12 protein-coding genes are annotated in these 11,598 nt (G+C 64.7%); 1 reads left to right on the forward strand and 11 read right to left on the reverse strand.

Annotated features, from left to right (window positions below; translation table 11 throughout):
* Positions 1 to 282: 282 nt before the first annotated feature.
* From VLR48_RS02785 to VLR48_RS02835, 11 genes are all read right to left on the reverse strand, one after another.
* Positions 283 to 675, reverse strand: a complete 393-nt coding sequence (locus VLR48_RS02785; RefSeq protein ID WP_325290317.1) for a hypothetical protein — start codon at positions 673 to 675, stop codon at positions 283 to 285.
* Between the two features lie 172 nt (positions 676 to 847).
* Positions 848 to 1,216 (reverse strand): hypothetical protein, encoded by a 369-nt coding sequence (locus tag VLR48_RS02790; RefSeq protein WP_325290318.1) that lies wholly within the window; start codon positions 1,214 to 1,216, stop codon positions 848 to 850.
* A 198-nt stretch (positions 1,217 to 1,414) separates the two neighbouring features.
* The gene (locus tag VLR48_RS02795) at positions 1,415 to 1,708 is read right to left on the reverse strand and encodes a hypothetical protein (RefSeq protein WP_325290319.1); all 294 of its coding nucleotides are present in this window, start codon (positions 1,706 to 1,708) and stop codon (positions 1,415 to 1,417) included.
* 74 nt (positions 1,709 to 1,782) lie between these two features.
* The gene (locus tag VLR48_RS02800; protein WP_325290320.1) at positions 1,783 to 2,094 is read right to left on the reverse strand and encodes a hypothetical protein; all 312 of its coding nucleotides are present in this window, start codon (positions 2,092 to 2,094) and stop codon (positions 1,783 to 1,785) included.
* Between the two features lie 708 nt (positions 2,095 to 2,802).
* Positions 2,803 to 3,318, reverse strand: a complete 516-nt coding sequence (locus VLR48_RS02805) for an NADH-quinone oxidoreductase subunit B family protein (RefSeq protein WP_325290321.1) — start codon at positions 3,316 to 3,318, stop codon at positions 2,803 to 2,805.
* Positions 3,319 to 3,618: 300 nt separating this feature from the next.
* Positions 3,619 to 5,262 (reverse strand): NADH-quinone oxidoreductase subunit C, encoded by a 1,644-nt coding sequence (locus VLR48_RS02810; RefSeq protein WP_325290322.1) that lies wholly within the window; start codon positions 5,260 to 5,262, stop codon positions 3,619 to 3,621.
* Positions 5,259 to 6,755 carry a hydrogenase 4 subunit F gene (locus VLR48_RS02815; RefSeq protein WP_325290323.1) on the reverse strand — a complete coding sequence of 499 codons (1,497 nt, stop codon included), beginning with the start codon at positions 6,753 to 6,755 and terminating at the stop codon, positions 5,259 to 5,261. Before VLR48_RS02815 ends, VLR48_RS02810 begins: the two co-directional genes overlap by 4 nt.
* Positions 6,752 to 7,450 (reverse strand): formate hydrogenlyase, encoded by a 699-nt coding sequence (locus tag VLR48_RS02820; RefSeq protein ID WP_325290324.1) that lies wholly within the window; start codon positions 7,448 to 7,450, stop codon positions 6,752 to 6,754. The genes VLR48_RS02815 and VLR48_RS02820 overlap by 4 nt, the downstream gene beginning before the upstream one ends.
* Positions 7,447 to 8,412, reverse strand: a complete 966-nt coding sequence (locus tag VLR48_RS02825) for a respiratory chain complex I subunit 1 family protein (protein WP_325290325.1) — start codon at positions 8,410 to 8,412, stop codon at positions 7,447 to 7,449. The genes VLR48_RS02820 and VLR48_RS02825 overlap by 4 nt, the downstream gene beginning before the upstream one ends.
* 199 nt (positions 8,413 to 8,611) lie before the next feature.
* Positions 8,612 to 10,627: a hydrogenase 4 subunit B gene (gene hyfB, locus VLR48_RS02830; RefSeq protein ID WP_325290326.1), complete on the reverse strand. Its 2,016-nt coding sequence runs from the start codon at positions 10,625 to 10,627 to the stop codon at positions 8,612 to 8,614.
* Positions 10,624 to 10,905 carry a helix-turn-helix transcriptional regulator gene (locus VLR48_RS02835; protein WP_325290327.1) on the reverse strand — a complete coding sequence of 94 codons (282 nt, stop codon included), beginning with the start codon at positions 10,903 to 10,905 and terminating at the stop codon, positions 10,624 to 10,626. The genes hyfB and VLR48_RS02835 overlap by 4 nt, the downstream gene beginning before the upstream one ends.
* 152 nt (positions 10,906 to 11,057) lie before the next feature.
* Here VLR48_RS02835 and VLR48_RS02840 point away from each other — a divergent pair, with 152 nt between their 5' ends.
* Positions 11,058 to 11,432, forward strand: a complete 375-nt coding sequence (locus tag VLR48_RS02840) for a YebG family protein (protein ID WP_325290328.1) — start codon at positions 11,058 to 11,060, stop codon at positions 11,430 to 11,432.
* Positions 11,433 to 11,598: the final 166 nt, after the last annotated feature.

An 11,598-nucleotide genomic window follows, 5' to 3' on the forward strand; every position in this document is an offset into this window, starting at 1 on the left:
CGGCTTCGCGTTCCTCAGGCTCCTCGCACTCATCCACCTGCCGACACTGCGCCACCGAGGTGATCAGTGCGGGAAAGCCGCGAGCATTCCGCGCGAAATAATTCGGGAATCGGCCGGTGAAATAAAGTGAGCGACAACACGTGTACGGACCCGTACGCACGGTTCTGTGGGCAGACGGGGCTTCGGCCCCTCTGACCCGATCCTCACCGCTCAAACACCCAATCCGAGTGGCTGCGCGGAATGGATGGGTTTCGCTGCGATCTACCCAGCCCGCAACACCGGTCAGCGCATCCGCTCAAGCATCCGCGCCTTGAAGGCGTCCTGTGTAGACCCGGACGTCTCCCGCACGTCGTCTGCACCTCCACTGGTTCCGGGAAAGCGAGCGCTGAAGCCTTCCCGGCGCGAAGGCCGCTCGAAGCGTTCCGATTGGGGGGTCGCGCGCGGCCCATCACTGCCGGAGGCCGAAGCCGCGCTGTCTCGCTGAATGGTGATGTCCGTGCTGCTGCCGTCCCGCGTGACGATGGTCTGCCCATCACGGTCACGGGTCACCTGCGTCTCGACCGGACGGCTGCCGCCGCTCTGTTGGATCACCGCCGTCGACCCGCCGCTTGTATGGGTTTCCGCATCGGCGCATCCCGTCACGACGCACATCGACAGGACAGCGAGGCCGATCAACCTCGGGTCCATACCTCTCGCACTGATTCGTTTTTTCATCGGTCTCTCCCGCGGGCCGAGCAACCAGAAGGGACAGGCGCCGTCCCGAAGCGCCGACCTCGGTCGCTCGCCCCGGTCGCTCCCCCCGGGCGCCCGCGATCCGGCGCGCCGTAACGGCAGCCGTAAGTTCAGGCTATCGCGCCTGCGCGGCGAGCGCCGGGCGTCCTTTACCCGGATGCGTCCCATCGGCCTTCGCCCCGCCGCCTTGCCCCTTCCCGTTCCCACGGTCTTTGCAGCCGCCCTGATTGGTCTTGTTGATATTGACCTTGCCATCTTGATAGGTGGTATTGTCGTTGGTGTCACCGCATTGACGGGTGTGATTGATGTTAACCTTTCCCACTTGAACCGACGTATTGGTATTGTCCTGTGCCAATACCGGAACAACCAGTAGAGCCGACAGCGCAAAGGCAACGAAAGAGATTGACTTCGATATTGGATTCGACATGCTGCTGACCTTCTTCTGTAAATGAAAATAACTCCGCCGATTCACGGAAGCGGACATCCCGCGCCATTCCAGCCGATCCGATCCTGCCGGACCACGGATCCGAGACTGTAGGGTGGACGAGCGCAGTGCAGTCCACCAGAACAGCGAATGGAATGAATACGGTACAAGCGCGTCACACCGCTCCGCGGCATGACGCCTCTCTTGGCGCTCCAGCGCCAAGTCACGTAGTATCACGAACCACGATCACACCCAATGCTAATCGCGTTCCCCGGAAATCCGGTACCTCGGATGCTCGTATTGATACTGCCGAACCTTATTGCTGTTCACATCTCCGGTCTGAATCGTCGCTGTGCGATTCTCCTTTCCCGCCTGCACCGTCCGGCTGAAATTCATATCGCAATCCTGCTGAACATCCGCTTGGTTGACGCGGTCATTCTGGATGTTGACGCTGTAACAAGGACCCTGCGTCCGGTCGCGCCCCCCATCGGCATGGGCCAAGGGGACGATGGAAAACAGAAGGATACCAACCGACAAGATCGAGGTTTTCATGTGCAGACACCATTCGTTGAGTAGACCTCAGCGCCGACACCCGCGCCGGGGTGTCGGCTTGACGACGCTTTAGGTCAACGATCGCGCTTCTTGCCGCCGCGGTCGGCCATAGGGCCCTGGCTGGTCTCGTTGTAGTTGATCCTGCCGAACTGACCGGTCTGGTTCCAATTCTCGTCACCGCGCTGCTTGGTGCGGTTCGCGTTGTCGTTCCCTTCCTGATAGGTCGCGTTGTCGTTGTACTCTCCACGCTGTGCGGTATCGTTGGTATTGATACGACCCTCTTGGATCGTGGTATTGAAGTTGGTCTGTGCCGATGCGGCCCCGCCGAGCGTTACGAGGATGGCGGCAAGAGCGGCGGAGAGGAGCTTGGAGGTCGCGCTGGTCATTGGTTTACCCTCTTCTAGGTTGATCAAGCATATCGGACGGATTGAGTGGATTCGGCGAGATGCGGTATACCACTGCGTCTCCCGGCGAATCGGCCCTGCCTAATGTCAGGGGTTCGTGACGACGAGAAGTGCTGTATCCCGTCGTTGGATCCAGAATACGCAAGACAGCCTGAACGAGACCTGAACGGAAAGAGCCGTCGGCGAGAATTTTTCGTCGACGACAAGAGGGGAATAAAGGGGTTGATCCGGCGGGTGAATGACAACCTGGTCATCTTGCCGTCAGCATCCTGCCGGGGAACATCGGCGACGCTGCATTTCGCGGTTTATGCCGCCGGCCTGACTTCGGAAACAGCCCGGCAGCGCGTACCGAATCGGGAAGATACACGCCCGGGCCGTGCTCTCTGTCGGGACGGTCACCGAGAACAGGATTCGCTCGTCGGCATCGAAGCGCGGCTTGATCCTCCAAGCCGTCCCGGTCGGGCGATCCGTCGGAATCAGAAGGGGCACTCATGAGAAACTGGCAGGCCCGTTTTACGCCGGGCGACCGAGGAGGAGAGGGGTAGGGACAGAGGGGGACGCAACCGTCGCTGCGACGACCAACCCCGCCGTTGCCGAAAAAACGCCGTAGAGCATCGCCCCGTCGGTGAGGCTATCCGGCCCTTCGCGGCATCCTTTGCTTCGAGCCTTCGAGCCCCGCAGCGCACACCTTCACCGATCGACCTCCAGCGCCCAGAGCAAGCCCTTCAAGAGATCGATCGGAGCGGGTGGACAGCCGGGGATCTTGATATCGACCGGGATGACGTTCTCGATCGCACCGCAGGAGGCATAAGAGACCCCGATCTCTCCGCCGTCGCAGGCGCACGTGCCGGCGGCGATGACGAATTTGGGGGACGGGGTCGCGCGCCAGGTACGCCGCAGTGCGGTCTCCATATGGCGCGAGACCGGGCCGGTGACCAGAAGCACGTCGGCTTGGCGCGGCGAGGCGACGAAGTGGATGCCGAAGCGCTCCACATCGTAGAAGGGGTTGTTGAGCGCATGGATCTCAAGCTCGCAGCCGTTGCAGGAGCCTGCATCGACCTGGCGGATGGCGAGACTGCCGCCGAAGCGCGCATCGATGCGCCGGCGCACCTCGATCCCGAGCCGTTCCAGCTCCGCTTCGTCGTGTAGAGGCGCGGCCTCGGTGACGAGGCCGGTACAGTAGGATTGCTTAAGGATTCGGAACATGCTGAACCGCGTCTCCGAGTGCTAAGGGACGGTGCAGAAACAACTTAGCCATTTCGGTTCATTCTCCCCCTCTCCCCAACCCCTCTCCCGCAAGGGGAGAGGGGCTAAGATGGATCACTTTGACCGGTGGCTAAGGGACGGTCATCGCCACCGGCGATGTCGAGGATACCCATGAAACCTCCGCATGACGCGCTTCGGAAAGAAGCATTCAGCATCCTGAACCGCGCCCGCTGACCCGCCCGTTGATAGACTCGAGGCCTGAATAAGCGGCCAATCGGGCCTGTCGTATGGTGGCGCGGTTCAGAGGTCCACCCCGGCATACGACCCGTTGACCGACTTATTGCACACCGGAAAATCGGGAACGATGTTGCCGTGGATCAGGCGCTCCAGGGCCGGCCAGGTGAACCAGCTCGGGTCGCGCGGGAAGTAGCGGGCGATCCGGCCCTCTTCGGCGAAGCGCACGAAGCACAAGATCTCGCCGCGCCAGCCCTCGATCAGGCCCAGGCCCACGGCGCCCTCCTCCGGAAGCGGGAAGGGCACGGCGATCTCGCCCTCCGGCAGGACATCGAGCAGGCGGTCGAGCATCCAGAGACTCGCGAGGACCTCCTTCATACGCACCCGCACGCGAGCGGCCACGTCGCCGGCGGTCTCCTTCGGGATGTCGACCCTCACCTGATCGTAAGGCGCATAGGGGCTGTCGCGACGGACATCGAACGTCATTCCGCTGGCCTTGCCCACATAGCCGGTGCAGCCAAGTGCGCGCGCGTCGGCTTGGGCGAGAATGCCGGTGCCGATCAGCCGGTCGTCGAGCGACGGATGGTCGTCGACGATATCGAACAGGGGCTCGATGGCCTTGTGCAGGGCCGCGTGGTCCAGACGCAGCTCGCGAAAGGCCGTCTCCGAGAGGTCGTGGGCGACGCCGCCCGGGACCAGCGTGTCCATCATCAGGCGATGACCGAAGAGTGCTGCGCTGCGGCGCTGCCATTGCTCGCGCAACCGGGCGCATTGGACGTGGGCGAAGGCGAAGCCGACGTCGTTGCAGATGGCGCCGATGTCCCCGAGATGATTGGCGATGCGCTCGCGCTCGGCCAGGATGGCGCGCAGGCTCATCGCGCGTGGCGGCGGCGCGCAGCCGGCGGCGCGCTCCATCGCCTGGGCAGCGGCCCAAGCATAGGCGACGGTCGAGTCGCCCGAGACGCGCCCGGCGAGTCGCATCAGACCCTGCGGATCGCGCCCGACGGCGAGCTTCTCGATCCCGCGATGGACATAGCCGAGGCGCTCCTCGAGACGCAGGACGTCCTCGCCCGCGGCCTGGAAGCGGAAGTGTCCGGGCTCGATGATGCCGGCATGGACGGGTCCGACCGGGATCTCGTAGACGCCGTTGCCCTGGATCCGAGTGAAGGGGTAGTCGACATCGGCCGGGGTGCGCCCCGCGCTGCGCCCTTCGATCGGGAAATCCGCACGCAGAGGGAAGTCTTCGGCCGACCAGGCTTGGTGGCGTATCCAACGCCGATCGTCCGGGTGCCGGCGAAAACGGATGCCGGTCAGATCTTGGGCATGACGTTCCAGACGATCGACACCCGGGTAGGCCGGGGTGTGCGATCCCAGAACCGGGCGTGTCTGCGCAACCAGGGGCACCAGGGTTTGCAGGATCAGATAGTCCCCGCCGTGCTCCAGGCACGCCAGCACGCGGATCGCCTGATCCTCGACCTTGGTCCCGCGCTCGGCCCCTCGTTCGATTGGGCCAGAACCGAGCGGATCGACCCAGACACCCGCGTGCCTCAGCCCCATTTCCGCGGCGACCCTCCCGGCCTCCGCCCAGTCATCCGCGTCGAGCTCCAGACAATGGGCCGGGGCTAGGGCGCGGGCGTCGCCGTGTCGGGCAATCAGGTGCTCGTCCTCGAGCCGGGCCAGAAATTCGGACAACCAGTCGAAGCGGCTCATAGCAGGCTGCTCCCCGTGATGAGTTGCGTCGCCCGGTTCAGCCATTGCGCGAGGAAGCCGGGGATCGCAAGCCCCAGCCAAAGCACCAGTCCCAGATGGACGACGACCGGGATCATGTTCGCCTGAACAGGCTGTTGGCCCTCGGGCGGGGTGCCGTAGACCATCGGGTGCAGATGCCGGAAGAGTCCGGCGAAGGCGATCGCCAGACCGGTCACCAGCGGGAGCGTCAGCCAGGGCTGCGCCTGCATGGTGGCGGTGAGCAGCAGGAACTCGCTGGTGAAGACCCCGAACGGCGGGAAGCCGGCGATGGCGGCCACGCCGATCAGCAGCGACCAGCCGACCGCCGGCTGGGTGCGGATGAGCCCGCGGATCTTCTCGATCCCCTGACTCCCGGCGATATGCGCGGCATGACCGACGGTGACGAAGATGGCCGACTTGGTCAGCGAGTGCACCAGCATGTGCAGCAGCGCGCCGAAGGTGGCGAGCGGTCCGCCCAGCCCGAAGGCGAAGGTCATGAGCCCCATGTGCTCGATGGAGGAGTAGCTGAACAGGCGCTTGATGTCGCGCTGACGGTGCAGAAAGAGCCCGGCGACCGTGAAGGAGACCAACCCGAAACCCATCAGCAAGGCACCCGCCAGGTGCGGCGAAGGGGTCGCCGCCAGCGAGCCGTCGACCAGCATCTTGAAACGCACCAGGGCATAGAGTGCGACGTTCAGCAACAGCCCCGAAAGCACGGCGGACATGGGTGTCGGCCCCTCGGAGTGGGCGTCGGGCAGCCACTGATGCATGGGCACCAGACCGACCTTGGTGCCGTAGCCGACCAGCAGGAAGACGAAGGCGATGCGCATGACGGTGGGGTCGAGCGCGGCGGCATGGGCGTAGAGGCTGCTCCAGATCAGACCGGCGCCGGGCTCGGCGAGTGCGCCGAAGTCGACATGCTGGGCGGCGAAGTAGGTCAGCACGGTGCCGAACAGGGCGAGCGCGATGCCCACACCGCAGAGGATGAAGTACTTCCAGGCCGCCTCGATCGCCTCGGGTGTCCGGTAAAAGGAAACAAGCAGCACGGTGGCCAGGGTCGCACCCTCGACCGCAACCCAGAGGACACCCAGATTGTCGGTGGTGAGCGCCGTCAGCATGGTCAGCATGAAGGTCTGATACATGCTGTGATAGACGCGCATCCCGCCGAGATAGACCCGACCCTCGGCACGGACATGGCGCATGTAAGGCCGCGAGAAGATGGACGTGGTCAGACCGACAAAGGCGGTCAAGGCGACCAGATAGACGTTGAAGGCGTCCACCCGAAAACCGATGCCGATCAGTCGGCCGAAGACCTCGCCCTCCAGCGCCACCGTCCAGGCCAACCAGCCGGCCGCGGCCAGCGTAAGCGCCGAGACCGCGAGGTTCAGCCAGCCACCCACGACGGGCGGGCGGACCAGGGCCAGCGCGAGCGCACCCAGCAGAGGCGCAAGCAGAGTGAGCAGGAGTGCGGTCATGGCCGCTCCTCCGCGGCAATCTCCGAAGTCTCGCTCAGGCGGTTGAGGCGATCCACGTCGAGCGAGTCGATACTCTCGCGGATCTGAAAGAAGAAGACCCCGAACAGGACCATGGCGACCAAGACGTCGAAGGCGACGCCCAGCTCGACAATCAAGGGCATGCCGCCGGTCGCCGAGACGGCGGCGAGGAAGAGCCCGTTCTCGATCGACATGAACCCCAGCACCTGGGCGACCGCCTGGTGGCGCACCACCATCATGAGGAAGCCGATCAGGACCACCGCGAGGCTGATGGCGAGGATGTTGCGGGTGAAGGCGAGCTCTTCGGCCACCATCGGCAGAACCAGCCAGGAGCTGAAGATCACCAGGCCGACCGCTGCCATGATGGCCAGGGTCGGACGCTGCAAGGCCTCGGTGTGATGCTCCAGTTGCAGGCCGCGGACCTGTCGATGGAGCATCGCCGGGATCACCAGCGCCTTGAGGAGCAGCGTCAACCCGGCCGAGAAATACAGGTGATGCGAGCCTCCGCTCACGGCGACGACCGCGGTGACCGCGGCGACCAGCGCACCCTGCCAGGCGAAGGCATGGATCGCCGAGACCAACCGACTCTGCGCCAGCAGGACGAAGGAGAGAAAGAGCACCAGGGCGGCCAGCAAGACCACCAACTGCTGCAGCAGCGGCAACGCCGGGAGGTTCATGCCCCGACCTCCAGGATCACATGGCTCAAAAGCCCGAGCAGCGACAGGAGCAAGGCGAGATTGAGAAAGGCCGGGACACGGAAGAGGCGCATCTTGGCCAAGACCGTCTCTGCCACCGCCAAGGCAGCCCCGAGCACCGCCAGCTTGAGCAGGACGGCACCCAGGCCGATCGCCAGCGACAGGGGTGCCGGGTCCGTCGCGATCCCCCGGGGAAAGAAGATGTTGGCGACCAGCACGCCGTAGAGCAGGAGCTTAATCTGCGCGGCCCACTCCATCAGGGCCAGATGCCGACCCGAGTATTCGAGCACCATGGCCTCGTGGACCATGGTCAGCTCCAGGTGGGTCGTCGGATTGTCGACCGGGATGCGGCCGGTCTCGGCCAGCGCCACCAGCGTTAGCCCGGCAAAGGCAAAGAGATAGGAGGGCCGCAAGACGAAGGCATCGCCCAGATGATGCGCAATGACGCTGCCTAGATTGGTACTGTGGGCGGTCATGGCCAGGGTGAAGACCGCCATCAGCATGGCCGGCTCGGCCAGGGCGGAGATCATCATCTCGCGCGAGGCGCCCATACCGCCGAAGGCCGTGCCCACGTCCATACCGGCGAGGGCGAGGAAGACGCGCGCCAGCGCCAGCAGCCCGACCAGGACGATGATGTCGGCCACCACCGCGGTCGGCAGATCGATGGTCAGAAGCGGCACCGTCGCCGCCGCCAGCCAGGTGGCGACGAAGACCACGGAGGGTGCCGCGCGAAACAGCGGCGAGGCGGTATGGGCAACCCGGGCCTCCTTGAAGAGCAGCTTGCGCAGCTCGCGATAGGGCTGAAGGACCGAGGCCCCGCGCCGGTTCTGCAGGCGCGCCTTGACCTTGCGGACCCAGCCCACCAGGAGCGGGGCGAGCGCCGGAAACAAGAGCGCCTGCACGAGGGCGAGCAGCCAGGCGGATGGGGTGAAGGTGTCGACCATTAAACCGCGTCCAGAGCAAGATGCTTATTTTCGATTGAGTTCAACGTTTGGTGCATCCACGGCCCTGAGCGGGGACGCGGTTTAAAATTGAATATTTTTTATACCTTAAACCGCGAAGTCTCCAGCGGCCGTCAAATCCCGCCGGGGCCGATCGCATCCGAAAACATCGTTTATCTCGCTGGGCGCGGTTTAAGGCCGCTCACGCCGAAACGATCCACAGCAAGACCAGCAAGGTCACCAGGGTCCATCCGAGATAGACGCGGACGTTGCCCGATTGCAGACGGACCACGCGTCGCGCCGCGGCCTCGACCAGACGTGCCAGGGGCAGATAGAGCGCGTCCCAACTGCGGTCGCCGATCTTGATCTGATGACGCGTCCCGCCGTCTTCGCGCACGACCTGCCCCTCCTCCACCCGGAACAGCAGCGCGAAGACGCGCCGAACCGGTTGGGCGAAGGCGGTTGCGGTGTATTGCATCCGCGCCGTCGGCGGTGCGAAGCCGCAGTCCCAGGCATCGCAGCGCCGCACCCGGCGCACGCCGACGCGATGCAGGCCCCAGACGACGAAGATCGCGATGGCGACGAGCAGCACTGTCACCAGAGGCGCGCTGTAGCTCGCCGTTTCAAACGCATTCGGCACCAGCCAGAGCCAGCCCCGATTACCCGCGTCGGGCAGCCCGCCGCCGAGGAGCTGGCGCGGCACCGCGTCGATCAGACCGATGACCAGGGTCGGAAACAGACCGAGCAGAACACAGAGCACGGCCAGCAGCCCCTGTCCGGCACGGATGCCCCAAGGCCCGGGTCGGGCGCGGCGCACATGCCGACTGCGCGCTTGACCGAGAAAGGCGATGCCGTAGACCTTCACGAAGGTCGCCGCCACCAACGCGCCGGTGAGCGCCAGAACCGCGGTCGCGATCGGGATGAGGCTGCGCATGACGCCGCTGTCGAGCTGCCAGGCTTGCAGGGCGGCCTGGAAGGTCAGCCATTCGGAGACGAAGCCGTTGAATGGCGGCAATGCAGCGATCGACAGACAACCGATCAGGAAGAAGAGCCCGGTCCAAGGCATGCGCCGCAGCAGACCGCCCATCTGCTCCAGGTCCCGCTCATGGGTGCTATGCAGGATGGAACCGGCGCCCAGGAAGAGCAGACCCTTGAAGAGTGCGTGATTCAGCGCGTGATAGAGCGCCGCGACGAAGGCAAGCGCACCCGGCAGCGGATGGCCGGTGTCGATGAAGATCAGCGCCAAGCCCAGCGCGATGAAGACGATGCCCAGATTCTCGACGGATGAATAGGCCAGCAGGCGTTTCAGATCGGTCTGCATCAGGGCAAAGAGCGCGCCCGTAAGCGCCGAGAGGCTGCCGATCGCCAGCACCTCCATACCCCAGGTCCACTGGACATCGCCGATCAGATCGAAGACCAGGCGGATGAAGCCGTAGACCGCCACCTTGAGCATGACGCCGGACATCAGGGCCGAGATGTAAGACGGCGCGGCCGGATGGGCCTCGGGCAGCCATGCATGCAGCGGCACCAGACCGGCCTTCATGCCGAAGCCAATGAAGACCAACCCGAACGCCACGCTGGCCCAAACCGACGACAGCTCGGCGGCCCGCATGGACGCGAAGGCGAAGCCGTCGCCAAAGGCGGCCAGCACCCCGAACCCGAGCAGGATACTCAAGCCTCCAACATGGGCCATCAACAGATAAAGAAAGGCCGCGCGTCGGTTGGCCGCCTGCTCATGCTGAAAGGCGACCAGGAAATAGGACGCCAGCGACATGACCTCCCAGGCGATCATGAAGAGGAAGGCATCGTCGGCCAGGACGACCAGGAGCATCCCGGCCAGGAACAGCCCGGTGAAGCCACCGAGCGCGACCAGCGAATCCCGGCCCTGCTCCAGCCCGCGCACGTAGGCCGGCCCGTAGAGTCCGATCGCGCTGGTCACCAGACCGATCAGGAGCAGGAAAAACCCGGCGAGTGCATCGATACGCACATGCCAGGGCAGCCAAGGCAGGCCCAAAGGCAAGGTCGCGGTCGCCGCGCCGCCCGACAACAAGGCGCCCAGCCCCGCGACGATCGCCGCCACGCCGCAGAGCCCGGTCAACGGCATCGCCGCGAAGCGCACCACCTTGGGGAATCGCGCCGCCAGCAGCGAGACGGCGGCCGACCCGAGGGCGAGCGCCACCGCGAGTCCGGCGATCGACAAGGCGGTCTCGATCCTCATGGTGTGGCGTCGGTGCCGCTCGCCTCGGAGGCCGCCTGTTTGAGCCGAACACCGCGCCCGCCACCCGCGCTGACCTGAGCGTCGCCGATCAGCTCGATCCCGGCCCGGTCGAGCGCCTCGATCAACTTCATGACCGAATCCAGATTGCCGCGGACTTGACCGTCACTGGCCTCCATCCGTTGAATGGTCGGCACAGACAGACCGGCGGCCTCGGCCAAACGCCTTTGGTCGAGGCCCAGCAGGGCGCGCGCGGCACGGATCTGAGCGGCAGTAATCATGTCTAAGACATCACTAATTATGTTTAGATGATGATTTTATGGCGTTGAGAAATCATTTGGCAAGGTCTCATCGGATGTGTCGAGCGGTTCGGCGCCCGGCCTCGCGTGCATGGCTGTCTTTATCCACAGTATACTGGTCCGCTCGAGCCCTCGTGCGGGCATCACCACAGCCGACCCCGGAGCCCAAGACCGTGATCGAGATCGAATACGTCGTCAGAGACCAGAAGGGAGCCGAACGCTTGCGTACGACCGACAAAAAGGCCGCCGACGCCTACGACAAAGCACTCGAAAGCGCGGAGCGTCTCGCCGAGCTCCTGCGCCACGACAAGATCCTGCCCGATTTGCCCGAGAGCGATCTCGAGGAGCTGACCATCTATCTCGCGCGCAACGCCAAGACGGTCGAGCGCATCCTCAAGGGCAAGTCGGCCGAGATCGAGACCACCGAAAACGAGAAGGGCGACATGGAGACGGTCGCGGAGCAACCCGCGGCGACGTCCAAGGTCGAGAACTTACGCGCCGCCGGCTGACCGGGCCGGCAGGCTGGATAGACGCCGAAGGCTAATGGGATGGTCCGCCCCGCTCCTCCAACGAGCCCGTAGCGGGCACAATGAGCGATGTCTATCGAACATCGTCAACCGAGGTAACGGAGCGGACCAATGAGCGAGAATAGCAAAGAGCGGATCGTCACGCTGG

This window comes from Thiocapsa sp. (assembly GCF_035467215.1).
Taxonomy (GTDB): domain Bacteria; phylum Pseudomonadota; class Gammaproteobacteria; order Chromatiales; family Chromatiaceae; genus Thiocapsa.